22 protein-coding genes are annotated in these 26194 nt (G+C 49.2%); 9 read left to right on the forward strand and 13 right to left on the reverse strand.

From position 1 onward, the window contains the following. Window positions 1-5: 5 nt before the first annotated feature. From EDM59_RS19065 to EDM59_RS19085, 5 genes are all read right to left on the reverse strand, one after another. Complete coding sequence (locus EDM59_RS19065; RefSeq protein WP_122925068.1) at window positions 6-1271, reverse strand: MFS transporter; 1266 nt, start codon at window positions 1269-1271, stop codon at window positions 6-8. Window positions 1272-1471: 200 nt separating this feature from the next. After that, entirely contained in the window at window positions 1472-2860 is a 1389-nt protein-coding gene (locus EDM59_RS19070; RefSeq protein WP_122925069.1) for an L-cystine transporter, read from the reverse strand. Window positions 2861-3128: 268 nt separating this feature from the next. Next, window positions 3129-3377, reverse strand: coding sequence for a hypothetical protein (locus EDM59_RS19075; RefSeq protein ID WP_092267216.1), 249 nt, complete (start codon window positions 3375-3377; stop codon window positions 3129-3131). 609 nt (window positions 3378-3986) lie between these two features. After that, the gene (locus EDM59_RS19080; RefSeq protein ID WP_122925070.1) at window positions 3987-4784 is read right to left on the reverse strand and encodes a carbon-nitrogen hydrolase family protein; all 798 of its coding nucleotides are present in this window, start codon (window positions 4782-4784) and stop codon (window positions 3987-3989) included. A gap of 85 nt (window positions 4785-4869) precedes the next feature. After that, entirely contained in the window at window positions 4870-5526 is a 657-nt protein-coding gene (locus tag EDM59_RS19085; RefSeq protein ID WP_122925071.1) for an RraA family protein, read from the reverse strand. Window positions 5527-5723: 197 nt separating this feature from the next. Here EDM59_RS19085 and EDM59_RS19090 point away from each other — a divergent pair, with 197 nt between their 5' ends. The 6 genes from EDM59_RS19090 to EDM59_RS19115 all read left to right on the forward strand — a co-directional run bounded on the left by EDM59_RS19090 (window position 5724) and on the right by EDM59_RS19115 (window position 12525). Further along, on the forward strand, window positions 5724-6359 hold the full coding sequence (locus EDM59_RS19090) for a GntR family transcriptional regulator (protein ID WP_122925072.1): 636 nt from the start codon (window positions 5724-5726) through the stop codon (window positions 6357-6359). Window positions 6360-6524: 165 nt separating this feature from the next. Then, window positions 6525-7838, forward strand: coding sequence for an MFS transporter (locus tag EDM59_RS19095; RefSeq protein WP_425456002.1), 1314 nt, complete (start codon window positions 6525-6527; stop codon window positions 7836-7838). A 116-nt stretch (window positions 7839-7954) separates the two neighbouring features. After that, window positions 7955-9433, forward strand: coding sequence for a sensor histidine kinase (locus tag EDM59_RS19100; protein ID WP_122925073.1), 1479 nt, complete (start codon window positions 7955-7957; stop codon window positions 9431-9433). Further along, on the forward strand, window positions 9430-10122 hold the full coding sequence (locus tag EDM59_RS19105) for a response regulator transcription factor (RefSeq protein ID WP_122925074.1): 693 nt from the start codon (window positions 9430-9432) through the stop codon (window positions 10120-10122). The genes EDM59_RS19100 and EDM59_RS19105 overlap by 4 nt, the downstream gene beginning before the upstream one ends. A 142-nt stretch (window positions 10123-10264) precedes the next feature. Continuing rightward, window positions 10265-11746, forward strand: a complete 1482-nt coding sequence (locus EDM59_RS19110; protein ID WP_122925075.1) for an S-layer homology domain-containing protein — start codon at window positions 10265-10267, stop codon at window positions 11744-11746. Window positions 11747-11859: 113 nt separating this feature from the next. Next, entirely contained in the window at window positions 11860-12525 is a 666-nt protein-coding gene (locus tag EDM59_RS19115; RefSeq protein ID WP_122925218.1) for an ankyrin repeat domain-containing protein, read from the forward strand. Window positions 12526-12581: 56 nt separating this feature from the next. On the opposite strand, the gene EDM59_RS19120 is transcribed toward EDM59_RS19115, so the two are convergent. From EDM59_RS19120 to EDM59_RS19160, 8 genes are all read right to left on the reverse strand, one after another. Further along, window positions 12582-13280, reverse strand: coding sequence for a YczE/YyaS/YitT family protein (locus EDM59_RS19120; RefSeq protein ID WP_122925076.1), 699 nt, complete (start codon window positions 13278-13280; stop codon window positions 12582-12584). A 193-nt stretch (window positions 13281-13473) separates the two neighbouring features. Next, window positions 13474-15201: an amidohydrolase family protein gene (locus EDM59_RS19125; RefSeq protein ID WP_122925077.1), complete on the reverse strand. Its 1728-nt coding sequence runs from the start codon at window positions 15199-15201 to the stop codon at window positions 13474-13476. 204 nt (window positions 15202-15405) lie between these two features. Next, window positions 15406-16383 carry a LacI family DNA-binding transcriptional regulator gene (locus EDM59_RS19130; protein WP_122925078.1) on the reverse strand — a complete coding sequence of 326 codons (978 nt, stop codon included), beginning with the start codon at window positions 16381-16383 and terminating at the stop codon, window positions 15406-15408. A 360-nt stretch (window positions 16384-16743) separates the two neighbouring features. Then, window positions 16744-17544: an adenosylmethionine decarboxylase gene (gene speD / locus EDM59_RS19140; RefSeq protein ID WP_342769224.1), complete on the reverse strand. Its 801-nt coding sequence runs from the start codon at window positions 17542-17544 to the stop codon at window positions 16744-16746. A 229-nt stretch (window positions 17545-17773) separates the two neighbouring features. Next, window positions 17774-18985: an L-2-hydroxyglutarate oxidase gene (gene lhgO, locus EDM59_RS19145; protein WP_122925080.1), complete on the reverse strand. Its 1212-nt coding sequence runs from the start codon at window positions 18983-18985 to the stop codon at window positions 17774-17776. Between the two features lie 36 nt (window positions 18986-19021). Next, the gene (locus EDM59_RS19150; protein ID WP_246011120.1) at window positions 19022-20335 is read right to left on the reverse strand and encodes a (Fe-S)-binding protein; all 1314 of its coding nucleotides are present in this window, start codon (window positions 20333-20335) and stop codon (window positions 19022-19024) included. A gap of 1 nt (window position 20336) precedes the next feature. Then, window positions 20337-21752 carry an FAD-binding oxidoreductase gene (locus tag EDM59_RS19155; protein ID WP_122925081.1) on the reverse strand — a complete coding sequence of 472 codons (1416 nt, stop codon included), beginning with the start codon at window positions 21750-21752 and terminating at the stop codon, window positions 20337-20339. A gap of 347 nt (window positions 21753-22099) precedes the next feature. Beyond that, a complete protein-coding gene (locus EDM59_RS19160; protein WP_122925082.1) occupies window positions 22100-22813 on the reverse strand; it encodes a FadR/GntR family transcriptional regulator in 714 nt (237 codons plus the stop codon). Between the two features lie 312 nt (window positions 22814-23125). Between EDM59_RS19160 and EDM59_RS19165 the strand changes: the two genes are divergently transcribed. From EDM59_RS19165 to EDM59_RS19175, 3 genes are read left to right on the forward strand one after another with little or no spacing between them, the layout of a single operon-like run. Then, window positions 23126-23860, forward strand: a complete 735-nt coding sequence (locus EDM59_RS19165; protein ID WP_122925083.1) for an MBL fold metallo-hydrolase — start codon at window positions 23126-23128, stop codon at window positions 23858-23860. Window positions 23861-23907: 47 nt separating this feature from the next. Next, window positions 23908-24774 carry a DUF6282 family protein gene (locus EDM59_RS19170; protein ID WP_122925084.1) on the forward strand — a complete coding sequence of 289 codons (867 nt, stop codon included), beginning with the start codon at window positions 23908-23910 and terminating at the stop codon, window positions 24772-24774. 32 nt (window positions 24775-24806) lie between these two features. Beyond that, the gene (locus EDM59_RS19175; protein WP_122925085.1) at window positions 24807-26084 is read left to right on the forward strand and encodes an MFS transporter; all 1278 of its coding nucleotides are present in this window, start codon (window positions 24807-24809) and stop codon (window positions 26082-26084) included. Window positions 26085-26194 lie beyond the last annotated feature (110 nt).

Here is a 26194-nt window from a genome sequence, read left to right on the forward strand (position 1 = left end):
AGCCGTTACTGCTGTTCTACGGCCTGCGTTTTCTTCGGAGCAAACACGTTTCCCTTCAACGCCACAATCGCACAGATTACGGTTAAGACCTGCGTGCCAATCAGCAGAGAGAAGCCGGCTGAAAAGCTTTCTGCCCCATTCCCTGCAATCATTGCCCCCATAACGGTCGGCATGAGCGCTGAGACGAGGTTTCCAACGCCGTTTACGATCCCGTACGTACTTCCCACGCTCTTATCCGGAGAAGCATATTGGACAATACTCGGAATGGCAGGTCCCTGAATCCCCCAAAACAGGTTGGCAACGATCAAGCCAATCGCGGAGGTGACAGGACTCGCTGCATAGATCGCGATTGAAACGCTGATAGCCGTACCCAGACCGCCCACCACAAACAGCATGGAAACACGCTTCGGCGAAATGCGGTCGATGATGTAGCCGCCCAAAAAGCCTGAACCGATACTGAATAGAAACGGCAGCGACGCCAGAACCCCCATTTCCTTGATAGAAAAGTGGCGCTCGTTGAGCAAATAAGCCGGCAGCCATGAGCTGCTGCCCCACAAATAACTGAGCGTGGCGATCTCGATCAGCAAAATCCAGATCAGTCCGGGCGTTTGGAATGCCTGACGGAACGTTTCCTTCAGGCTTGGGGCAGCGTGTCCACTTGCTTGCGCTTTCCCTTTTTTGCTTGTTTCCCGTATGAACAACAGGATCAATGGCAATCCGATAATCAAATTTAGAATTCCGAGAATGTAGTAGGACGCTTGCCAGTGTGAATGCAGTACGATGTAGGTAACGATCGGGAAGCCCACTGCCAAACCGATCGACACGCCCATAGAGCTGACCGCATTCGGCTTTCCACGCTCATGCGTCGCAAACATGTCTTTGATGTACATGGTCTTCAAAGAAAAGAGCGGCCCTTCACTCGCGCCAAGAATAAAACGGATCAGCAGCAAGAGACCGATCGAGCTTGCAACAGGTGAGACGACCGTCATGACCGCCCAGATCAGGATGCTGATGATCAAACCTTTGCGTACGCCAAAAAACGTTTCGTACAAGGGACTGAGGAAAAAAGCGGCAATCCCGTATCCGATCAGGAACAAAGACATGAGCTCACCCTGGGCTACCCGATCTCCCTTGATGCCAAAGTGCTCCAAAAAATCATTGTTTGTAATCAAGACAGACACGTTCATACGGTCGACGTACGAAATGATTACAATCAAGAGCAGCGTGATGACACCCCACCAGCGCAGTTTGCTAGGATGATTTGTTGTCATCGAGAACACCTCCCAGTTAGTTTTATATACAAAACATTAGTTTTGCATATAAAAATATTAGCGCTTATCTAAGTAACAGTAAATCTCGATCGTTCATATTCATGCCACAAATTTGTAACTATTTAAATACTAGGAACAATTACAAAATAGAAAAAGCTGCACGGCTCAGGAAGCGAGCTGCGCAGCTTTTCTATGTTGGTTTACGCTGTAATCGAGGTTTCTTTTACCTCGTTATAGATGGTTGTATCGAGGTCCTTCGTCGCTCTGCTCGTAAGCAAGCCAGCCGTCATGCTGCCGCTGACGTTGAGAGCTGTGCGTCCCATGTCGATCAGCGGTTCTACGGAGATCAGCAAACCTACGATTGCGATCGGCAGATTCATCGAGGACAGAACCAGCAGGGCAGCAAAGGTAGCTCCTCCCCCTACACCAGCTACACCAAAGGAGCTGAGAGCTACAACCGCAACCAGCATCAGGATAAACGATGGGGTCAACGGGTCAATCCCGGCAAGCGGTGCAACCATGACAGCCAGCATCGCTGGATACGTACCTGCGCAGCCATTTTGCCCGATCGACAGTCCAAACGATCCTGCGAAGTTGGCGATTCCTTCTGGAACACCGAGGTCTTGTGTTTGGGTTTTGACATTCAGTGGCAAAGCACCTGCACTAGTCCGGGAAGTAAAGGCAAACGTGAGTACCGGGAACGCCTTTTTCACATAGGTGACCGGGTTCAGGCCTGCAAATGTCAACAACAGCAGGTGGACGATAAACATAACGATCAAAGCCACATAGGATGCCACCACGAATTTTCCAAGCTGCCAGATCGCATTGTAGTCACTGGTAGCCGTTACTTTTGTCATGATCGCGAGCACCCCGTACGGAGTTAAACGAAGAATCAGAGTCACAACCCTCATGACGATCGCATGGAGAGTGTCGACAATTTTGGAGAACAGCTCTGCGTGTTCTGGATTTTTACGCTTGATACCCAAAAACGCTGCACCGATGAAAGCCGCAAAGATCACGACTGCTATAGTCGAGGTTGGACGCTCACCCGTAAAGTCTTGGAATGGGTTGGCTGGCAAAAGGGAAACGACTTTTTGCGGCAGCGACGTGTTTTGTACATCTCCCAGCTTTTGTTCGACCTGTTCGATTCTTGCCTTTTCCGCATCGCCCTGCTGAAGCTGAGCGCCGTCCAGGCCGAATGCCAGCGTAGAGGCAATCCCGATGGCAGCGGCAATCGCAGTGGTACCTACCAGGATACTCAAAATAAGCGAACTGATTTTTCCGATGTTGTTCGATAGCTTCAATTTGGTAAATGCGGAAACGATGGAGATAAAGACCAGTGGCATCACGATCATTTGCAGCAGCTTCACATAGCCGTTACCGACGATATTGTACCAGTCGATACTGGTTTTTAACACATCTGACTTGGCTCCGTAAATGAATTGCAGAACCAGACCGAACACAATCCCGATTCCCAGACCCAGAAATACCCGTTTCGAGAACGAGACATGCTTCTTTTGCAGGGCATACAAGCCAAGAATGAATAATAGCAAAATAAAGATGTTGACGATAATCAAGAGCGTAGACATGCTTCCTTCCTCCATTTCCCTTACTTTCTTTTTCTCTAAAGTATAAGGTTCATTCTCTATTTATATTCGTATAAATCCGATTTGTAAAGTATGATTTTGAATACATACCTAGATACTTGGTTTTTTGCCAATTGTCCGCTAATTCCCGCACGACAAAATCTTGGCTGCGCAAAGCCTTTTCGTGGTCTGATCCGTTCCTATTCCTTTCTTTACGCACAAAAAAGCCAGGAATCGCAAACGAGGCGATTCCTGGGTCTCACACTTCTTGTTACTTCAATTGCTTGCTGACGAGATTCCAGAGCCAGACCAGCACGATACCGCCAATCGCTCCGGCAATGACGTTAAATCCAGCCAGCATCCACAGCCAGTTCCCCAAAAGGAGATCGCCCAGCCAAGTACCCAGTAAAGCGACGATCAGCGAGGCCAACCAGCCATTTCCACCTGCTTTTCCAGTCATGAGCGTGTTCATGCCCCACCAAACGATCAAGCTGACCAATACCCATACGAGCCAGAACATAAGACACACACCCTTTCAAAATGATGGTAACGCTTACATGAGGACCGTAAAAAATTATAGTTATCTGTTACCATCATATTGAAAACTTTCGGATATGTTCTTGGGTACATGCCTGATTTCACGCAAAAAACGGCATCCGCATCTGACTGGCGCCAACCGACACGACGATAAGAATCGAACCTGCCCCAGTGCGTAATCACTGACACACCGGGGCTGATTTATAAAGCTTTGTCCTTTTACCACTTCACGGTGAGACTGATGATATCACCCTTGTCCAAACTACCGATGTTCACCGAAACATCCGGTTTCCCCGGGGATTTTAGCACGTAGCCACCCCAGTCTTTCCCGCCATATGCCTGATATTTCCTTGAAATATTTTTACTCGCTCCCCCTCTCCGCTTGGAGCGATTTCGACAAAAAGGAAGCAACCCGTCTCCGTGTCAATCACCGGATTCAGATTGCTTCGGTTTCTTGGCAGTTAGAAAACTTGGCTCCGCCAAGCTTTGCGGTGGAGCCTTAGGTGCACGTATACTGGCTAAGAATCTTATAAATTCTTACTGTACAAAAAAAGGGGGCTACAGCTCACGCCCCCTTCCGTACAAAACGAGATTAATTGATATAAAATTCAGGACGACGGTTAGCCACGCTTGGCAATTTGCCGCGAACGCGCGATATCCGGTCCATGTCAAGCTCGGCGACGATGAGCGCTTCTTCCTCTCCGGCACTCGCCAGAACGACCCCCATCGGATCCACGATCAGGCTGCGTCCTGCAAAAATATTCCCCACCTGATCGGCTGCGCAGACGAACATCGTGTTCTCGATCGCGCGCGCGCGTACAAGTGTCTCCCAGTGGTCTTCCTTCATAGCGCCAGCTACCCAGCCCGCAGGTACGAACAGGATGTCCGCCCCTTGCAGAGCAAACTGTCTGGCAATCTCGGGGAATCGCACTTCGTAGCATACCATCAGCCCGATTTTGCCAAACTCCGTTTCAACCACCTGATACGGATTGTCTCCAGGTGCGATGGCGTCCGACTCCACGAACGAAAACGCATCGTACAGATGGGTCTTGCGGTACGCATGAATCAGTTCTCCGGAGCGGTTGAGGAACACCGTCGTATTGTAGGCACGGTCAGGATCGTTTGGAATCGATTCGTAGATTCCGCATACGACGTAGACACCCTGCTCCCGTGCCGCATTTGCCAGCCCGGTCACGAACGGTCCGTCCAATGGTTCGGCTACCTGTGCTGGTGTCACACCCGTTTTCGGCGTGGCGGGTGCGAGATACATCTCAGGCAGGATCACGAAATCCGCCCCGGACGCTTTCGCCTTCGCGATGTACGCTGCCGCCTTTTGCAGGTTTTCTGTTTTATCCATCGTGGAAGTAAGCTGCGCGATTGCTACTTTCATCTCTTTTTTCCGCCTTTCACGTAGGTCTCATCCTTACTGAATAGTATAACTGATTTTATCTTTTTGTAAGTAGCGGCTTCGAAAGCTAGCTCGACGTCTTCGCATGCTCAATCGCCCCGCTCAGCGTAGACAGCGAGATACCCGAATCGATTTTCTGCTTCATCTCGATTTCCGCGTGCTGTTTTTGCAGCGCGATCTTTCCGAAGCTCTCTGCCTTTTGTGGATGGATGACAAAGACGCCGTCGTCATCCGCTACCACCAGATCGCCTGGATGGACGCTGACTCCGCAAACGCTGATCGGAGTATTGATCTCTCCCTCGATCCCTAATATCCGGGTCGTGATGGGACTCACACCCAACGAAAAGATCGGCAAGCCCATCTCCAGGATTTCAGGGACATCATTGATGCAGCCGACCACGACTACGCCTGCCACTTTCTTTGCCTTCGCAGCGTAAGACACCATCCCGCCCCAGCAGGAACGCTCCACATCACCTGACATGTCGACCACGATGACATCCCCTGGCTGGACAAAATCCAGCGCCCGGTGGACAGCGGTAGAATCCATATGCGGAATGCGCACCGTAACCGCATTGCCTACAAAGCGGATAGGGCGTGCGAGTGGCTGAAGCCCTTTCAGAAAACCAAAATCAGTCATGTGACCGATCGTAGACGGACATACTTTTTGATACAACTCGCATAATTCTGGAGTAACACCTTGGACGCGCGGATTCATCACAAACATATCGTAGACCTCCGTTTTCAGAAAAATACAACTTGTATACAACCTGTATTTCGAATGATAAGGCCGGATAAACTACATTGTCAATAGCGTTTATTTTCTGATTTTTTAAAAGAAAAATGGTTTGACAAGTGGAAGGATCCTCCATTACTATTCAAATACAACTTGTATACAACCTGTATCAAGAAAGGGATGTACCCATGAAAAAAACGTATTTGAAAGATGTGGCCTATCAAAAACTTAAAGAGAAAATTTTGACTGGTCATTATTCTGATAAGAATCATACGTCCGAAAATGAGCTCGTGGAAGAGTTCGAAATGAGCCGCACTCCCATCCGGGAAGCTCTGCAGCGCCTGCAGGCGGAGGGTCTATTGAAGATTTACTCCAACCAGGGTGTCTTCTTTCACAGCCCCTCGCTGAAAGAGACGCATGATCTATTTGAAATGCGCATGGCGATCGAAATGTTTGCCATTCGGAAAGCCGCTCAATTGATTACGAAGCAAAACATCGTTGAGCTGGAGGAAAACCTGGCCTTACAGCGAGAAGCGATCGATCAGGAAGACACCTACACCTACCTTCAGCACGATATGCAATTTCACCGCTCTCTCGTCGGCATCTCTGACAACGACATGTTTGTCCAGACCATGATTAATATTCGGGAGCGCATGTTTTATCAAGCGTATACCATTCTGAAAAAGAACCCTGCACGCATGCTGCTCTCCCACGAAGAGCACATCGCCATTTTGAATGCCTTGCAAACAGGCAATGCGGAGAACGTGATCAAGCAGATGGATGTGCACTTTGAAAAAGGTCGAATCGAGTTGTTCACACCTTAACGGCATACAGCTCCCTCTCTCTTTCTGCTGCTACTGGCGGCAGGATATCTGTTCTCCTACATGTATCCGCTTTCATAATGTTGCACATACGAATAAGCACCTTCTGCTCGTCCTCACTTCACGCTCTCTGGCATTGTCACACCTACAAAAGAGGAAGTGATCTCTGTGCAAATCGATCAAAACGTTGTGCAGCCTACGGATTCACCCCTGCTCTCGACGAGCAAAAGAAAACCGGGATACTTTCGCTGGTCCCTCGCCTTCCTCTTTTTTATCATCGGACTGATCGCTTATATGGACCGCTCCAATATCGCTGTCGTCGCCGAGCCTATGATGAAAGACTTGGGAATGAGCAAAGTACAATTCGGTCTCCTGGCTTCCTTGTTCTCCCTCGGGTACGCCGTCTCGCAAATCCCGGGGGGAATCCTTTCTGAACGGTTTGGAACGAGAAAAATCGTCACGCTCGCCCTGTTTTTCTGGTCTGTCTTTACGATGGCTACTGCCGCTGTCTCCAGTTTTTTTGCTATGTGCATCGTCCGTTTTCTTTTCGGGGTCGGTGAGGGTCCTTTGTATCCTGCCAATGCCGTGTTCAATACGTTTTGGTTTCAAAAGCATGAAAAAGCGCGCGCTGCCGGTGCCTTACTCGCTGGCTCGTATTTCGGCCCGGTGATCGCACCAGCTATTTCAGTCGCTATCTATCAGGTGTTGGGCTGGCACGGTGTCTTTTACGTATTCGGAATAATCGGAATCATCATCGCGGGCGGTTGGTACCTCATCGGGCGTGATAAGCCTGAGCAGCATCCTTGGGTTACGGAATACGAGCGCGCCCTGATTATGGGGAATCGCTCTGTCACGGATGGCGAAAAGAAAAAAGCGCCGTGGGGCCGACTCCTGCGCAATTCACAGTTTTGGGCAGTTGGCCTGCAATATTTGGCTGTCGCCTATATGACCTCGCTGTTTATGACCTGGCTCCCCACCTACTTGCTGGAGGCGCGTCATTTCTCCCTGCAGACGATGGGCTTTGCAGCGAGCTTCCCTTGGCTTGCCATTTGTCTCGTCGTTTTGTTTGGCGGGGGCTTTTCCGATGCCCTGCTGCGCAAAGGACACTCGAGAATGGTCGCGCGCGGCATTCCTGCCATGGCAGGCTTGGCTATCTTTATCGTCACGATTTATTTGGCTTCGATTACCACCGATCCTTGGCTGAATGTGCTTTGGCTGTCGCTTGCACTTGGCTCTCTCGGCCTGCCCGTCGTCACCTCGTGGGCGATCGCTGCTGACAAAGGCGGCGAGTTCTCCGGTTCGGTCAGTGGCTGGATGAATACGTGGGGAAATGTGGGCGCCGTCTTTTCCCCTATCATCTGCGGATGGATCGCGCAAAACATGGGCTGGGATATGGCTTTGCTCTCGAGCATCATCCCTATTTTGATTGCGATTTTCTTATGGTTTTTGATTAAGCCTGATGATTCATTGGCAGAGATATAATCGCGAGTAAAATCACGCTCTCTTCCCTCCTTTGCGGAAGAGAGATTTTTTTATAGGCTTTACCGAATCATCGGCTTGTATATAATGGACTTGTCACGACTGACGGAGGTGAGTCCATGTCCATCCGTATCAAACTGCTGCTTTCCTACACCGGGATGCTGGTCCTGAGCCTCTTGATGTTTGGAGTGACGGCAGGCTTGTTTACCATTGCTGCTACGGGGGATTTGCACAGCATACGCGATTTTTACAAAGTCCACTATCAGCTAAATCCACTCACCGAACAGGAAGAATCGATCTTCCTGGAGTTGAAATACCTCGCCAAGAACGACCCGGACGAGCTGCTGAACAAAGACCTGCTCATCGACTATGACTTCAAGCTGCGGACGGTTAGAGCCGGACTTTACGTGCGCCGGGAAAGCAACCAGGTTTTTGAGTCCTTTACCTTTCATCAGCCAGAGCTGGAGCAGTTTCTGCCGCCCTATGATTTAAACAACAGCCAGATTCGCAACACCTTTAACATCGGGGAGCGATTCTACGCCTACGCCAAATTCGACTTCGCCTATTCGGATGGCGCCAAGGGCAGCGTATTCGTCATTCGGGAACGCAGTCCGTTTGCCGAGGTGACTCGCCGCTTGCTCCCGATCCTGTCGTTTATCTTGATCGGCGTGCTCGTCATCGCCAACATGCTTCTCTATCGCTGGATTACCAAAAGCGTGATCAAGCCGCTGAATCTGCTGCGCAGCTCGGCGGAGCGCATCCAGGAGGGCGATCTGCAATTTGCCTTGGACCTGCATTCAAAGGATGAGATCGGCAAGCTGAACGAAGCGTTTGAAAACATGCGAAAACGGCTTCAGGAATCCGTCCAGCTCCGCCTGCAGGACGAGGAAAACCGCAAAGAGCTGATCTCGAATATTTCTCATGATCTGCGAACGCCGATTACCAATATCAAAGGCTACATCGAGGGAATTCGGGACGGGGTCGCCGATACGCCCGAGAAAATGGACAAATACGTGCAAATCATCTACTCCAAAGCAGTCGATCTCGACAAATTGGTCGACGAGCTGTTCCTCTACTCCAAGCTGGACTTGAAGCAGGTGCCGTTTACGTTTGAGCCCGTGAACCTCGCTTCGTTTCTCGATGACTGCATCGATGAGCTCCATTACAGCTTGCAGGAGCAGGGCATCCAGATAGCTTGGACCCGGCGAACGAGCAAGCCGGCATGGGTCCTCGCAGACGTGGAAAAGCTCAAGCGCACTGTCGTCAATATCATCGACAACGCCCAGAAATTTATGGACAAACCGCAAAAACAGATTGATCTGGCGCTGACCTTGGATGATCAGTGGGTCACCGTGGAAATCCGAGACAACGGCATGGGGATCCCCCCAGAAGCCATCCCTCATCTGTTCGAACGCTTTTATCGTGCGGAGCAGTCGCGCAACTCGTCGACAGGTGGCAGTGGTCTGGGGCTAGCGATTGCCCGTGAAATCATCGAGGGACATGGCGGGAAAATTTGGGTGACCAGCGAGCAAGGAAGTGGCACCAGCCTGTTCTTCACTTTAAAACGCACGTCTGTACACGGAGGCGAACACGCATGACACGAATCCTGATCATTGAAGACGAGACGACGATCGCCCAGCTGGAACGCGATTACTTTGAGCTCAACGGCTTTACCGTCGATCTGTGTCATCGAGGTGATGAAGGCTTGCAGCTTGCCCTGCGCGAGGAATACAGCCTGATCATCGTCGACCTGCAGCTTCCCGGATTGGATGGCTTTTCTTTGTGCAGCAAGATTCGTGAGGCCAAAGAAGTTCCCATCCTGATCGTCTCAGCCAAAAAGGAAGAGTTTGATAAAATCCGCGCCTTCAACCTCGGGGCGGACGATTACATTACCAAGCCGTTCAGCCCAAGTGAGCTGGTCGCCCGGGCCAAAGCGCATTTGACTCGCTACGAGCGGCTGCTGGGCAAACAGGAGAAGTCGCCTCAGGACGAGATCCATATTCGTGGACTCGTCATCGATAAAGCGTCCCGCCGGGTATATGTACGAAATCAGGAAGTCATTTTCACGACGCGCGAATTTACGCTGCTTGAGTTTTTAGCGACGCACCCGAACCGCGTTTTCAGCAAAAACGAGCTGTTTGAACGCATCTGGGGCATGGACTCCAGCGGGGACATTGCGACAGTGACCGTGCATATCCGAAAAGTGCGGGAGAAAATCGAAATAGACCCGTCCAATCCCCAATACATCGAAACGGTCTGGGGGGCAGGGTACCGCTTTACAGTTTGATTCAACCCGAGTTTAGCTTTTTTTAATATCTAGTTTCGTTTCTTTTAAGACCACGTTTCTAGGCAGTTTAGGTCTCTCCTCTATCCTGTGAGTAAGGCAAGCAGCACCAGCCAACACGATCCGATACGAGGAGGACTTTCTTATGAAAAAGATTTCAAATAAAGTAGCCGCTATGGTTTTAACCGCCGCATTGGGAACTGCCTCTCTCCCCTTTGCAGCACTGACCACGCACGCCGCCACTTCCCCACTCACAGCCCAGGAAATTACCGAAGCCGTTAACCAGCTGGCTCGCCAGGGAGTCATGCAAGGCTACAGCGATCGCTCGATGGGCGCCCACAACCAAATCAACCGTGCCGAGCTGGCCAAAATGGTCGTAAAGGCATTTAAACTGGAAGGCAAAGCAAAAAATCCTGCACAGCTGACAGACGTACAGCCGAAATCTTGGGCATACAAATACGCTTCTGAGCTGGTCGGACTGGGAATCATGCAGGCAGAAGATGGTCAATTCAATCCAACGGGAACCGTCACAGATGCCGAGCTCGTTCAGATCGTCTCGAAAGCTCTGGGCCGTGACGTGAAATCCGTGAACTACTGGATGGAACGCTTCTACTCCGGTAATCAGGCTGCATCTCGCGGCGAGGTTGCCTACCTGCTGAAAACAGCGCAAAAAGCGATCCCTTCCGACAAAGCGAAAATCACAAGTGTACAGTCATTGAACGCCATCACGCTGATCGTTACCTTTGACGCGCCACTGACTGCCGAGGATGAAGTCTTTGCAAAGGCAAAAGCCGATTTCGTCTTCAATGACGGACTGACACTGACAAACATGCCGCGGCTGAAAACGGGCTCCATCTCCACCTACATTGTACCGACTTCCGTGCAAAAAGCAGGCACAACCTATAGCCTGACCTACAAAGGCAATAAAGCAGGAACCTTTACAGGAAACGCAACCTTGCTGCCAATGAACGAAAGCAGACAGGTTACCAACGATACCTTTGAAGTCGAAGCACTGAAATCCGACAATGTCACCGACTACGGATATGTCATTTCTGCCTACAGCGCTGGCCGTGGAGACAATGCTTTCGTGCTGGATCAAAACAACCGTGCGAACGGCACCACGTATCAAATCATTTCGTCCATGCAGGCAAGACAAGTAACGATCACACCTGAGGGCGGTCAACCGATTGTGGCGAAATACGTGCCATTCACCCAGTCCACTGATGGTGTGCAGGAGCCAAAATTCCGACTGCCTGAAGGTCAGGTTTTGACTCCAGGTGTAAAATATACCGTCACTTCGGATTGGGCAACGATCAAGAATCCGTCATTCGTCGCAGAAGAGATCGATCCACTCGAAATCACCGAAGCAGAAGCGCTCTCGGAAACGTCGATTGCCGTGACTCTGGCAGATGATCCACGTGATGAGCTGTTCTCCGGACGCAGCGTAGAGCTGACGGCAGAAAATGGCGAGAAGCTGCTGGCTACCTACAAGTACTCCAGCCGCAAAGGGGCAGTCGGTATCTTTGACATCCAGCAAAACGGCAAGCTGTCTGCTGGCACTACTTACACGGTTACCCCTGTTGGCGATTGGGCTGGCGATTCCCAAGCTGAGCTGACTATGGAATAATAGGAAAAATGAGCCATTTCAAGCCAGCAGAAAGGGGAGGGGTCGCCTTGCTGCCCGTGATCATGAGTACAAAATCACTGATTGCGATCACACTGCTTCTAACAGGCTGTGAAATGAATATGAACACCTTGCTCCAGAGCCACGAGCAACAGGCGACCCAAACGGTGAATATGGAAAACAAAAAGCTGAATCAGTCCTTGTTGAAAGCCGCACAGGAGGGAGATACGGAGGCGATTTCCCACTTGCTTGCGGAGGGTGCCGACATCAATGCCACGGATGAGTCCGGCAGAACCTCTGCCATGATCGCCGTACACACCAATCAGCTGAATGTCTTTACGCTGTTGGTGGAGCAGGGGGCCAATATTAACATCCGGGATCAGCGCTTGGACAATCCGCTTCTTTACGCCAGCGCGGAAGGCAAGCTCGATTTCGTCCGAGCTGCGATAGCAGCGGGAGCGGATACGAAGGTCACCAACCGCTTTGGCGGAACGGGTCTGATCCCTGCGGCAGACCGTGGCCATGTCGAGATCGTCGAAGAGCTGTTGACCCGCTCCGATGTCGATATCGATCATGTCAATCGCCTCGGCTGGACAGCCCTGCTGGAAGCCGTCATCCTGGGCGATGGCGGTGAACGACACCAGAAGATCGTCAACCTGCTGATCGAGCATGGCGCCGATGTGAATTTGGCAGACCATGACGGGGTCACTCCACTGCAGCATGCGAAAAGCCGCGGGTATCAGGAAATGGTGGAAGCCTTGAAGCGTGCAGGAGCGAAGTGAAATTTTTCCTATATGAAAAAACGGCCGGAATCGCTCCGGCCGTTTTCTTCGTTTTTCTACCCGTTGATGAGAGTAGGATCATCATTCGTTTTGCTCGCTTTTGCTCTTTTAAACAAGTACGTATACAGCTTGATGTACTGCCCAACCAGGATCGCATTGATGATCGTACCTTCGCGGATAAACTTGATCTCCCCCAGGAAAAGCAGGCCGATGCACGCGGATACAACCAGCAAGGAGCAATCGAAAACCGTTTTGATGTTGCCCCATTTCTTTTGCGTCTTTTTAAAGAGAGTGTTCACGAACAAATCGACAGGGATCAGGACAAGGTTGGCTTGAATCATGAGAAAGAGTCCAAAGGCCAAGGCTGCATCTGCGAAAGCGAGAAGGATGACTTTTGCGTAGTAGACTTCGAGCTGAATGAAGCTGGTCAGCATGAGATTCAAATCCAAAAACAAGCTTAACGCAAGGGCTGGGATGAGCCCGGCAAAGTTCTTCAGCTTAAAATCCTTCGGCAGGACCAAATATGCGAAGAACAGCATGAGGAGCTCCAGCATGAACGAATACGTTCCTTGGGTCAGTCCCGGATAAATCAGTGTCATCGTTCTGGTCAAGCTGCTCTGCGGCGAGATCCCAATGCCTGCTCGGATCGCCAAGCTGATGCCAAGAGTCAATATATAAATGCCCACTAAATAAATGATCCATCGCTTGGTTAATGTCCCGCTCATTTGCAGCTCGCTCGAATGATTGCTTTGCATATACCATCCCTCTTTCTGATGAAAATTCACTAGCCTTTCAGATGAACCGATTTTTTCAAAATGCAGGGATTTTTGTTACCGCTTACAAAAGCATGAGTTCGCGGGGCAGGACGATGCTCTCTTCTCCCCAGCACCGGCCCGCCCAAGCCCTAGAACCCACTTCCTATCCTCTGCCCGCTTCGTTCTCTCTCTTTTATTCCATGAAGCGGAAGCGATGGAGGGAAATAAACAAGCTCAAAAGCTTATTTACAACCGGCTCCCCTTCGTTCTGGTTACCCAGCTCCTCCAAGGCCGCATCGATCGCACTCGCACTCGAGGTCAGCTCATCCACGGACATATTCGTCATCATGCCGTAAATTTCAATCGGCATCACACTTTTATTGGTGTGGTTCTCCGTTACGATGCAAGCTCCTGAATACTTGTCCGCCTCTTTGACGCAGTAAGCCATTTCATCACTTTCCTGCCCGACTACGACAAAATAAGGGATGGGGGCTGGCCACGAGGTTGCGACAGCACCTCGCTCCACAAATACACCTTTAAACAATCCATTGACGACATGACGTTTGCCATCTGCATAGCGGCGAATGACAGACAGGCGGCTATACGTTTCGCCATCGTATTCTGGTACGATCTTGCCATCTTTTACGGGCACCCATACTTCTTGATAAAACTTGGCGTGGCCGCGGCCGTACACATCGAATAGATACACCTTTGCTTTTGTACCGTCTTCAGAAATTTCCAACGGTTCAATATCCAGCTGCTCCGGTGCCAGGTCATCCAATCCGGATATGCCCTTCGTGACCATAGCCGAGTAGTCTATTTCCGTATTCTTTACCATTTTTTTATCTTTTGCAATCAGCTCGCCGTCTTTAAAGACGTAAAGCGGAGTAATTTTTGACAGGCTGTCCGTCAAGACGATGTCTGCGAAACGTCCCGGTGTCAAAGAGCCGATGAGATGATCCATATGGTAGGATTTTGCGGTATTGTACGTCGCCATCTTGATCGCCTTGATCGGATGGATGCCCATTTCCGCGCACAGAGAAATGATCCAATCCATATGCCCCATTTTCAGCAGACGCTCAATCGAGATGTTGTCCGTGCACAGCATGAAGTTCTCGGTAGGAAACTTGCGATCGACAATCGAGCGCAGCAGAGTCTTGATCACTTCACTGCTGCCTACACCAAACTTGATTTGGGTCGGGAAACCGTAGCGAATGCTCTTTTCGATATCGTCGCCATTCCACACGTCATGATTGTTCGATACGCCAATCGCGGGCAAATAGTTCAGCGTCATATCGGAAAGTGCAGTCAAGCCCCAGTGCCCGTTCATGAAACCGCCTTTCTCTCTTACCCATGCCGCCTTTTGGAAGTCATCCTCATCCCCCTTGCTGTATGTAAAATGTTCGAACTCTCCTAAACCAATGACGGGCTCCATTTCCAACACTTCTTTTGTTACCCACGCGGCTGTTTTCTTGCCAGGTGCAAAGGCATACAGGCGGTAGGGGAGCTTATCGTAATCGCGGAACAAATTTTGCGCGGCACGGACGCCATCTTCTCCAGCTGCACTCAAGAGGTCCAGACATTCTGCAAAAATCGTGGTGGTACCGCAGGGAACCATCGCCTCCGCCAGTGCTGTCGGATGTGCCAATTGCGATTCAAAGTGCAAGTGGGCATCGATCAGCCCCGGAATGGCATAAAGACCTTTCCCATCAAATACTTCCTTCACTCGGATCAGCGATTCATCTGGATTCAGTGCAACAATCCGCTTGTCGTAAATGAGCAGCGATCCTTGATAAACCGTCTCTCCGTGAACATCCAGGATGTTCAGGTTTTTCAACAGGAGGTCTGCTTCCTTTTTGCCATGCAGGACATCATAGATCGCGCGGACCTTTTCCAGGTGATTCGTTTCTGTCTGTTTCATGAGCGATTTCTCCCTTTCTTTCTTGGCATCTATATAAGAAGAGCTAGGCTCTTAACTTATCATCTTCATTGAGAATTTCTCTTTAGTTAAACGTTTAACTAACGGAGAAAAAAGAAGTGATGGACCGAAGTGTCTTTCTAGTTAATCGTTTAACTAAAAGGCAAGTAAAAGCCGTTCGACTTTTTATCTCGTTTTGACGAGGAATCAAACGGATTTTCGTTCAACGATAAATGGCTGCAGTACGGTCGTCGGTTCATACTCTTCCTTGCGAATTTGGCTGAGAATGATCTTTGCGCTTCTGCTGCCCAGCTCCCTGTTCTGCAGATCGACACAAGTCAGCTCTGGGGTAGAGATCTCGGACATCAGCGAATTCCCCAAGCTCAAGACAGCCATATCCTCAGGCACACGCAGATCGGCTTGCACGAGGGCCTTCGTCAAATAGACGGCGCTCAATTCATTTAAGACGAATACACTATCCACCTTGTTTTGAATGAGCGTGGGAACACAATCTCTGGACAGATCCATCCCCTCTTCGATCTCCAGAACCAAAGGCGTTTCTTTGCTCTTACTCGCTTGGCGGTAGCCTTCCAGAAAGTGATGCAGCAATTCATCTGGCAAATGCTTATGTACAAAAGCCATTTCCTTTTTGCCTTTTGCGAAAAGGTATTCTGTACCGAGCTTGCTTGCTTGTACCAAGTCCGGGTACAGCAATGGAAAACCGGTATATGGAATGCATCTGTTTGCGTACACAACCGGAATGTTCCAATCGATCACGCTTTGAATGCTATTTTGAAAGGACATATCGGAAAACAGGCCAATAAAGATAATGCCCGCGATCATGTTTTCGCGCATGAGCTGAAGAATCTCTTCCTCGTTTAAATTCAGGTTTTCTACCTCATAGATGTACAGATTATAGTGATGCTTCCCTAGCGTTTGACTGATGCCGGAAGTGATCTCGGAGTAATACAGGTTGTTAATCTTCGGCACGATGACCGCGACATTAAAGGTCTCCCTGCGCTTGAGCGACTTCGCGACGACATTGGGGACATAGCCGAGCTCTTTGATCGCACGCTGGATTCTTTCCTCGGTTTCTTTTTTGACGACGATATCGGAATTTAAGTACCGGGAAACCGTACAAGCGCTTACATTTGCCTGCTTTGCAATATCTTTTAGAGTTGCCACTGCGAAACCTCCCTGCTACGAGGTTAATCGTATTAGTTAATCGTTTAACTTATTTGTTGGGAATATCATATCATGTGAAAATAGTGAATTGCAAGAAAATTATCCGAGAGATGGATAGGCTGTTGGTCTGGCTGTAGGGGAGGGGAGGAAAAAGGAGAAAACGCTCCAGATACTTGGGTCCCTTGCTTAGGGGTCATTCCTGTATAGCTCCAAAGATCTTCGCTTATTTCTCCTTTTTCCTCAGCCAGCTTTTTGCTGCGAACACTCCATACGTTCTGACTGATGATTAATCTCCTTCTCCCTTTTTTCCGCATAGGAAAAGGAGCCGGAATTCCTCCAGCTCCTTTTGACTCGCTTTCGCTATCGGATAATATTTTTCCCGTAATAAATTTCGTCCATCTCGTTGTGCAGCCGCTCTGTGATTTCCCGCTGCTCCTCGGGCGACAGCTTGTCCTTGGTATAGCCGAACAGGTAGTTGTTTAAATCAAAGCGCTTCAGCTTGCATTTGGTGTGAAAGATATTTTCCTGGTAGACGTTCACATCGATCATGTCGTACAGCTCGATGACTTCATCCGGGATGTAATTTTGGATGGAGCTGATGTCATGGTCGATGAACAGCTTGTTGCCATCGATATCACGCGTGAAGCCACGGACGCGGTAATCAATGGTCATCGTGTCCGTCTCGAACGAGTGGATCAAGTAATTGAGGGCTTTTAGCGGAGAAATCTCCCCACAGGTCGACACGTCGATATCCGCGCGAAACGTACTGATTTCTTCGTCGGGATGGTATTCCGGATACGTATGGACGGTGATATGGCTTTTGTCCAGCTGCATCACTACCGAGTCGGGCAAAGGTCCCGGCGATTCCTCGTACGACTCGGTTGGGACCTCCACGACCGGCCCCTCCGAGACGAGAAAGGTAACACTGGCTCCCTGTGGGACATAATCCTGCTTGGCAATATTCAAGACGTGAGCACCAATGATATCGGAAACGGTCTTTAGAATGTGGGTGAGACGGTCTGCATTGTACTGCTCGTCTATGTACTCAAGGTACGCTTCCCGTTCTTCTCTCGTTTTCGTATAACAAATGTCGTACATATTAAAGCTCAGAGACTTGGTCAAATTGTTGAAGCCGTGCAAGGTGACATGCTGCTCTGTCATCGGTTTCACGTTTTCATCTCCCTTCCGCTATGCACTCTTTGCTAATTTACCCAATTGCATGCTTTCACCATCATGAAAAGGAAATTTTCTATGCAACAAGTCGCAAGTCCATTTTCTTGACCTAATAGGATCAAAAAAAGCTGAAGAAAAACGAACATTTCCCCAGCTTCTTTACTCTATTTAAGTGTTTTTTCAGCGGCTCCCTAAGATGTTTTTTTGCATGTCCCTTTTATAAGACAGCTGCGAGCAAATGGGACTGCTCCGGGATGCGGCTGACGATTTCTTTACCAATCTCGATCGAAGCAGTAGCAGCCGGAGAAGGCGCATTGCACACATGGACCGTACGTTTTCCTAAAATAATGTGAAAGTCATCCACCATATTGCCATCGCTCTTCAACGCCTGGGCCCGTACCCCTGCTGGTGCCGGAATCAGATCGTCTTCTCGAATCTCGGGAATCAGCTCTTGCAGACTGGCTGTGAAGCGCGCTTTACTGAAGGAACGATAATATTCTTCCATCCCTTCCTTCATAAATTTGCTGGCCAGCTTCCAAAAGCCTCCGTAGGTGAGCACCTCAGCAAGATCTGCCAGATTGATGTCCGTTTTCCGGTAGCCTTCCCGCTTGAAGCTGAGCACCGCGTTTGGTCCCGCGTCCACTTCTCCGCTGATCATGCGAGTAAAATGCACTCCGAGAAACGGAAATTTCGGATTCGGCACCGGATAAATCAGATGCTTTACGAGGTACCGCCTTTCTGGTTTGAGCTTGTAGTATTCCCCACGGAACGGTACGATTTTCATGTCTGTTTGATAGCCGGCGGCGGTCGCTACCCGGTCACTATGCAGTCCGGCACAGTTTATCGCCATCCGCGCCTTCACTGTGCCACGATTGGTCTCTATCGTTACCGCATCCGCTTCCTCCCGGATATTCTCCACTTTCGTCCCCAGACGAATTTCCCCGCCATGCTCGCGGATGATTTCAGCAAACTTCTCACTCACCTGTCTGTAATTCACGATTCCCGCCATTGGTACACGGATGGCAGCCAAGCCTTTGACGTGTGGCTCGATTTCTTTTAGTTCCTCTGCAGTAATCTTTTGAATCGCCAGCTCATTTTGCAAGCCGCGCGTATATAAGTTATCGAGCAGCGGCAGCTCCTCGGGTTTCGTAGCCACGATCACCTTTCCACATATATCGTGATCGATTCCATGCACCTGGCAAAATTCTGTCATAGATTTGCTGCCTTGTCTGGCAAATCGCGCTTTAAAACTGCCTGGCTTGTAGTAAATACCGGAGTGAATCACTCCACTGTTATGACCAGTCTGGTGCTCCGCTACCACCGCTTCTTTTTCAATGACTACCACTTTCGCATTAGGATATTGCCGAAACAGGGCCATACCCGTAGAGAGACCGACAATTCCTCCCCCAACCACTGCAAAGTCGTACATGAATTCTCCTCCTCATCTCTTGAGTATGTTAGTTTGTCAATTATCGTCTGGTACTGAAATGCCGGCAGCCTCAGCGAGATACTCAATTAGGTGCAGAACGCGAACCGAGCTACTCAATCCTTCTCGTTCGACTCCAAGCTTCATTTGCAGCAAGCAGCCAGGGTTTGTCGTAATGATGACCGCCGCATCGGTTGCCTTTGCGTGCTGCATCTTTTCATCCAAAATCTGCATCGAAGCATCGTAATGTACAATATTGTAGATACCAGCCGAACCACAGCACATCTCTGCCTGGTCCATCTCGATAAACAGTATGCCCGGTACACGTTTCAAGAGGTCGATTGGTTCCTTTGACACCTTTTGCACATGGGTCATGTGACAGGAACGCTGGTAGGTGACTCTTTCCTCACGCGGATTAAAAGGCGGTAATTCGCACAAGGCCAGGATCTGGCTAATGTCTTTGGATTTGGCGGAAAAAGCTTCTGCCCGCTCTGCCCACTCCTCCTCAGAAGCTAGCAAATGACCGTATTCGACCTTCATAGCTCCGCATCCACCCGCATTGTTCACGATATAATCCGCATTGACTTTCTCAAATGCTTCAATATTTCGCTTGGCGAGCTCCTTGGCTTCTTCCATTTCTCCGGAGTGGGCATGAAGCGCTCCGCAGCAGGTTTGATTTTGCACGACGATGACATCACAGCCTGCCTCTGACAGCAAACGAATCGATAGCTGATTGATACGATGAAACATGGCATCCATGATGCAACCGGTAAAAAAGGCGATGGTGAATTGCTTCGCTCTCCTTGCCTTTACTTCCCCGGGCGCTCTCTTCCGCTCAGCTGGCGACACAGGCGGAGGTACGATCGACTCGAAAGCTCCCAGATGAAAAGGGAGCGCTTTCGTAATCCCGGACGTACGCAGTGCCTTTTTCAGTCCACTTTTCTCATACAGCCACATAGCGTCTCCCGTCAGATTCATCATCTTTCGACTTGGAAACACCTTTTTCAGCATCGACTTGCGAAGTATGCGAACAGGTACCGTAAATCGTTTCCTTCTCACGATAGCAGCCCGCGTCGCCTCCAGAATCGCACCGTATTCCACCCCAGTCGGACAAGCTGTTTCACATGCGCGGCACCCCAAGCAATAATCAAAAGGCTCTTCCAAAACGGACAAATTCGTAATCCTGCCTTCTCCTACCATTTTGACGAGGTTAATCCTGCCGCGAGGGGAATGTGTCTCCTTGCCGAAGGCCATGTATGTCGGACAAACCGGCAAACAATAACCGCACTGGACACAATTGTTGGTTTTATCGTATAGAAGCTCTTCTCGCAATTGCTTTTGTGTTGACTCCACCCTAACTCAACTCCAATTTTTGTCCCGGGACAGGAAAAATCTTCCCAGGGTTCATGATCTCATTAGGGTCCCACGCATGCTTGATCCGCTTCATCATGTCCAGGCCAGCTGCGCCAAGCTCCATCTCCATAAACGGAGCCTTCATCGTGCCGATGCCGTGTTCACCAGAGAGAGTTCCTCCCAGTTCAACTGCAGCTTTGAATATCGCAGTGACAGCCTGTTCCACTCGCCGCATTTCTTCGTCATCCGTCTTGTCACAGATGATGTTCGGGTGAAGATTACCGTCCCCGGCATGTCCGAAAACAACGAGATGGATATTGTACGTTTCGCGAATTTCTTGCAAACGCTCACACATTTGCGGAATTTTGCTTCGTGGTACCGTCGCATCCTCTGAAATCTTCGTTGGCTTGATTCTTACAATCGCGGGAGAAACGAGCTTTCGCGCTTTCCACAGTTCTGCTTCTTCTTTTTTATCCTTAGCGATTCGCACTTCTCTCGCCCCGACAGCTTGGCACAAGGCAGCTGCCTGTTTCGTTTCTTCCTTTAGGGCAAGGGGGTGCCCATCAATTTCAATCAAGATGAGAGCAGCAGCATCTGTCGGAAGACCCAGTGGTTCGTACTGCTCGACGGCGACGATCGACGCCTGGTCCATCAGCTCCATTTTGGAAGGCAAGATTCCTGACGATAGAATTTTGGAGATTGCACTTCCCGCATCAACAAGGGAATCAAAGATTGCCATCATCGTCGCGGTTTGCTGCGGCTTGGGGATTAGACGCAATATTGCTTTTGTAATGATGCCGAGCGTTCCCTCCGACCCTACGATCAGTTTGGTCAGGTCATAACCGGTCACATTCTTTACGGTTCGTCCGCCTGTTTGAATGATCTCTCCTTCGGGTGTGATGACTTCCAGCCCGATGACATAATCCTTTGTCACGCCATATTTCAAGCCCTTGGGACCACCTGAATTTTCCGCCAAGTTTCCTCCGATCGTCGAGACGTGGGAACTGCTTGGATCAGGCGGGTACATGAGTCCTCGACGTTCTGCCGCTTTGTGAATCGCTGCCGTCAGCACACCGGGTGAGACGACGGCGACGAGATCCTCCTCGTATACTTCTAAGACATCATTCATGACGGATAAATCGAAGACCATTCCGCCTTTAACTGGAAGCGGTCCACCGCTTAAACTTGTCGATTGCCCTCGCGGATAGACAGGGATCTTTTCGCGGTTCGCGAGCTTCACAAGAGCAGCCAGCTCATCGACGCTTTTCGTCTGAACGACAGCATCCGGCAAATATGTTCCAAACGAACCGTCAAAAGAATAGCTGAAAAGGTCGCTCTCATCCGTCAGTACCCTACCAGTGGCTACGATCGCTTGGATCTGGGTCAGATGTTCGGCAGTCAATACCTTTCTTCGCATATTTTCCCTTCTTTCTTTAACCGTTTTGGTTAAAAACAGTTTATTTGCATTACAACTATTAAAACAATAAGTTCGCCAAACGAGAATTCACCTTTATAAATTGCGATTTTACAAAACAATAATAATATTCACAGGTGTGTTTGGCAAGAAAAATCACGTTATTTGTATTACAAATTCCACTCCGTTCTGGAAACTAAAAAAACGGCAGTCCAGGAGGCGTGCTACCTAGCCATCCAGACTGCCGTTGCATCTCTTCAACTGTCAGACAGACCTCTGCATTTTTACTGATTCAAACATAAATTCACCGTCAACCTGATAACGATATACTTCTGGTCGCGGGCAGTTCCTCAATCCATTCCTTCATCATCGTTAAATAACAAGAACAGCTTCTTCTCAGCATTTTTTAAATGTATGGAGCATTGCACTTTGGCCAGCTCCGGCTCCTCCGCTTCGATCGCGAGCACAATATTTTGGTGCTCCTTGTAGACGATCTCTCGTTTCCGCTTCAGCCCGATATTTTGCTTGAGCGTAATCGCAAGTGTACTCATGTAAAGAGAAGACAAGCTTTCCATCGTTTGAATCATCACTGGATTGTGAGTCGCCTGGATCAAGGCGCGGTGAAACGCAAAGTCCGATTCAACGCCAGTCTTGTCCTCAGTAGAGAGATCGTCCTCTAAGAGCTTTAATACTTTGTGCATTTCCGCCAAATCCTCGGGTGTACGTCGCAATGCTGCTAGATAGGCAGCCTGAGGTTCTAAAATTTGTCTCATCTCAAATAGATACCGGATATGCTCCGCATTTCCACCGTGCATGTTGAGATGCTGAATCAAAGAGAAAGGTTGGATATCTTCTACATAACTCCCCCCACCTTGCTGCGAAGTAATGATCCCCATCGCTTTCAACACACTGAGTGCTTCGCGGATTGGCACTCTGCTAACCCCGAATCTGGCACTTAACTCCATTTCTGTCGGCAGCTTAGAGCCTGGGGGAAACTTACCTTCCTCAATCATCGTCAGTAGCTCACGCGAAATTTTTTGCGATATTTTTTCTTTTTTATCCATATGTATCCTCCGCGTTTTTTTCTATGCGGTTCATGCGATGCTTCCGTGATGTGTTTTTCTGATTGTAACGATAGAACTAGGTTCTACTCAAGAACAGGTTTTGAAAAAATCACGGAGCTCACTCATCACAATAAATTTGTATTATAACTACCGAGAAATCATCAATTAAAAGTAGACAAATTCCTCGACCTTTTGTATTCTATATGAGTAATTGTACAGATTTTTTCTATTTCACACAATAGAACGCTGTATTTGTAACACAAATTTGTATTACAAATTTTTATTTCATTCTATTTTTAGAAAGGAGTCCTCATGCAAGTAGATATTTTATACGAAGGCTTCCCTGGTAAATCAAGCAGAGGCTTTTTAGGGTGGAGCAGCTGCGCATTGATCCGACCGAACCACTCGAAAGCGATCTTGTTTGATACCGCTGGATTTAATGAAAGATATTCATTACTATCTAGGCTGGATGCACTGCAAGTCGCCAACGAACAAATTGGAAGCGTTTTTATAAGTCACTTTCATTTTGATCACGCAGTCAATTACCCCCTTTTTGAAAATGCTCAATTTTATATGCATGAAAACGAAGTCGAGCACATCCGAATGAATGGAAGGACCGATCTAGCCGTCCCGGTAGAAATGTACCAAGCTCTCGCAGAGAGTGGACGGCTCACGCTTCTTACTGGTAGCGCGGGAGAAGTAGAAGGAATCCATTGGCGACTCACCCCGGGACATACGCCTGGACTGTGCTCCCTGTTTTTTGAGTATAATCACGAAAAATGGGTCCTGGCATCAGACGCAATCAAAAACAGATACGAGTTGATGACAGAAAAAGCAGCCATGACCTGGGACAATGACGAAAGCACAAAAAGCATCCAGATGATCAAGGAGTGGGCAGATATCGTCGTAACCGGACATGACGGAATCATCAAAATAATTCGTGAGCAAACCGGAACCATGGTCAAAGCACTGACGAATCCAACAGTAGAGATCACACTTCCCACCGATGCCAGCGGGAAACCAGACATCCGCTCGTTAAAGCTCTAATTTCAACGAACGATCATACACCATTCATCTAGGAGTGAAAGAAAAGCATGTTAGGGATCAAAAATGCAATCGATATTCACGTTCATTCCAGTCCAAGCATTTTCCCGCGTTCTGTTGACGATTTTGAGTTGGCTGAGCAAGCTCTGGCAGCCGGTATGCGGGCTATCGTTCTAAAAGCGCACGAGGAATCTACCGTCTCCAGAGCCAAGATCGTAACCAAATTTGTTAAAGGGATAGAAGTATATGGCTCTCTCGTGCTAAACGAATACGTCGGAGGGCTGAACCCTTATGCGGTAGATATAGCAATCCAGCAAGGCGCCAAAATCATTTGGATGCCTACTGGCTCCGCCAAGCACCACCTAGATTACTACGGAGGCAAGAGCGATTACAAGGAGCAAAAATCCACCATTCGGCTTCTGCCGCAAAAAGGAATCACGATTTTTGGTAATGACGGACAAGTTCTGCCTGTCGTATATGAGATCGTCGATTTGATCAAAGGCTCCGATGCTGTCCTCGCGACCGGACACCTTTCTCCACTGGAAACGAAGGCACTGGTCAAGATCGCTTCAGAACGCGGACTTGAGAAGATCCTTGTCGCCCATCCGGACCTGAAGATTAATAAAATGGACCTCTCGCTTCAGCTAGAACTGGTAAAGATGGGGGCCTTCGTAGAGAAGTCGATGTTGACGCTGATGCCTAGCTGGCAGTCCATCCAGCCTGCCGAACTCATCCACGGTATGAAGTTGCTCGGTTTTGATCGGTGTGTTCTGCAGACAGACTTTGGACAAGCCAACCATCCGACTCCAACCGAAGGCTATTCCCAATTTATCCAATTGCTATTTGATCATGGATTAAAGGAAGAAGAAATTAAAAAAATGGCCTGTGATGTCCCCGCAGAGCTACTTTCCTTATAAAAACATAACATAAAGAGAAGAGAGGTAAGTAAATGGAAAAAGTCCCGCAAATGAAAACTTCTTCCCGTCCAATTCCCTGGTACCGAGAAATCAACTCCAAACAATGGAAAACCCTAGTAGCCGCAAGCACCGGTTGGATGCTGGATGCGATGGACGTGACTTTATACGCCATGATCATTGTATACATTATGGCCGACCTGCAAATGACACAAACGACCGCAGGATTGTTGGCTTCTCTTACTCTGCTCAGTTCTGCCTTTGGCGGACTCATCTTCGGGATGATAGCCGATAAAAAAGGAAGAACGACTGCGCTGATGATCAGCATGATTGTCTTTGCCCTGTTCACAGCGCTGGGTGGATTTTCCCAGACGGTCACACAACTGGCGATTGCTCGCTTAATCGTCGGTCTCGGCATGGGCGGTGAATGGGTAGCAGGTGCCGCTCTCATCACAGAAAGCTGGCCCGCCAAGCACCGTGGGAAAGCCATGGGCCTGGTGCAAGGTTCATGGGCGATCGGTTACGGTCTAGCCGCTGTTATCAGTGGTCTCGTCCTCCCTACTTTTGGCTGGCGCGGCGTTTTCTTCGTTGGAATTATTCCTGCTCTGTTTGCTATTTGGGTCCGTCTCGGAACAGATGAGCCTGATATTTGGGTAGAAAAACAAAAAGAAAATGCAAAAGCGACCCACAAGGAAAAAGGCAGTAGCGTCGGTAAGCTGTTCGATAAAAAAGTTCGTCGCTGGACCATCTTGGGCTCGGCATTAAGTATTTGCGCGCAATTTGGATATTGGGGACTATTCACCTGGATCCCTACCTACTTGGCTACGCCTGTTGCAAAAGGCGGCGCTGGACTTGATTTGATGAAGCAAACGAGCTGGATTGTCATTATGCAGGTCGGGGCATGGCTCGGCTATGTCATCTTCGGGCTACTGGCAGATAAAATTGGTAGACGCATCACGTTCATCCTGTTTTTTGCCCTAGCTGCAATCCTTGTACCGCTGTACGGTTTCTCGCAAGACCCTGAAAAACTGCTGTTGCTTGGACCTCTGGTGGCGTTTTTCGGTTCTGGGTACTTCAGTGGTTTTGGCGCTATTCTTGCGGAGCTATTCCCGACCGCCATTCGGGCAACAGGTCAAGGCTTCTGTTACAACTTTGGTCGAGCCGTTGCCGCTTCCGCTCCCTTTACCATCGGTGTATTGGCAAATACTATGGGGCTTGGAGTCGCATTTAGCATTACATCTGTCGCTTTTGGTCTTGCTGCTCTGCTTGTGCTGTTCTTTTTGCCTGAGACAAAAGGAAAAGAACTTGCCTGATCCAGAGCAAGTTCCAAGAGCCTTTCAAAAGTCGGCTATCCCTCTACGCTGGAAAGCCGGCCTTTTTCTTTTGTGAGGAAAGCGAACGATATTTCCCACCTTCGTTGCGT

The organism is Brevibacillus nitrificans, from assembly GCF_003710965.1.
Taxonomy (GTDB): Bacteria; Bacillota; Bacilli; order Brevibacillales; family Brevibacillaceae; genus Brevibacillus; species Brevibacillus centrosporus.

Excerpts from the sequence above, each read along its gene's own strand:
- EDM59_RS19065 (WP_122925068.1), bottom strand. The coding sequence starts at position 1,271 with ATGACAACAAATCATCCTAGCAAACTGCGCTGGTGGGGTGTCATCACG.
- EDM59_RS19070 (WP_122925069.1), bottom strand. The coding sequence starts at position 2,860 with ATGTCTACGCTCTTGATTATCGTCAACATCTTTATTTTGCTATTATTC.
- EDM59_RS19075 (WP_092267216.1), bottom strand. The coding sequence starts at position 3,377 with ATGTTCTGGCTCGTATGGGTATTGGTCAGCTTGATCGTTTGGTGGGGC.
- EDM59_RS19080 (WP_122925070.1), bottom strand. The coding sequence starts at position 4,784 with ATGAAAGTAGCAATCGCGCAGCTTACTTCCACGATGGATAAAACAGAA.
- EDM59_RS19085 (WP_122925071.1), bottom strand. The coding sequence starts at position 5,526 with ATGTTTGTGATGAATCCGCGCGTCCAAGGTGTTACTCCAGAATTATGC.
- EDM59_RS19090 (WP_122925072.1), top strand. The coding sequence starts at position 5,724 with ATGAAAAAAACGTATTTGAAAGATGTGGCCTATCAAAAACTTAAAGAG.
- EDM59_RS19100 (WP_122925073.1), top strand. The coding sequence starts at position 7,955 with ATGTCCATCCGTATCAAACTGCTGCTTTCCTACACCGGGATGCTGGTC.
- EDM59_RS19105 (WP_122925074.1), top strand. The coding sequence starts at position 9,430 with ATGACACGAATCCTGATCATTGAAGACGAGACGACGATCGCCCAGCTG.
- EDM59_RS19110 (WP_122925075.1), top strand. The coding sequence starts at position 10,265 with ATGAAAAAGATTTCAAATAAAGTAGCCGCTATGGTTTTAACCGCCGCA.
- EDM59_RS19115 (WP_122925218.1), top strand. The coding sequence starts at position 11,860 with ATGAATATGAACACCTTGCTCCAGAGCCACGAGCAACAGGCGACCCAA.
- EDM59_RS19120 (WP_122925076.1), bottom strand. The coding sequence starts at position 13,280 with ATGCAAAGCAATCATTCGAGCGAGCTGCAAATGAGCGGGACATTAACC.
- EDM59_RS19125 (WP_122925077.1), bottom strand. The coding sequence starts at position 15,201 with ATGAAACAGACAGAAACGAATCACCTGGAAAAGGTCCGCGCGATCTAT.
- speD (WP_342769224.1), bottom strand. The coding sequence starts at position 17,544 with ATGACAGAGCAGCATGTCACCTTGCACGGCTTCAACAATTTGACCAAG.
- lhgO (WP_122925080.1), bottom strand. The coding sequence starts at position 18,985 with ATGTACGACTTTGCAGTGGTTGGGGGAGGAATTGTCGGTCTCTCTACG.
- EDM59_RS19155 (WP_122925081.1), bottom strand. The coding sequence starts at position 21,752 with ATGCGAAGAAAGGTATTGACTGCCGAACATCTGACCCAGATCCAAGCG.
- EDM59_RS19160 (WP_122925082.1), bottom strand. The coding sequence starts at position 22,813 with ATGGATAAAAAAGAAAAAATATCGCAAAAAATTTCGCGTGAGCTACTG.
- EDM59_RS19165 (WP_122925083.1), top strand. The coding sequence starts at position 23,126 with ATGCAAGTAGATATTTTATACGAAGGCTTCCCTGGTAAATCAAGCAGA.
- EDM59_RS19170 (WP_122925084.1), top strand. The coding sequence starts at position 23,908 with ATGTTAGGGATCAAAAATGCAATCGATATTCACGTTCATTCCAGTCCA.
- EDM59_RS19175 (WP_122925085.1), top strand. The coding sequence starts at position 24,807 with ATGGAAAAAGTCCCGCAAATGAAAACTTCTTCCCGTCCAATTCCCTGG.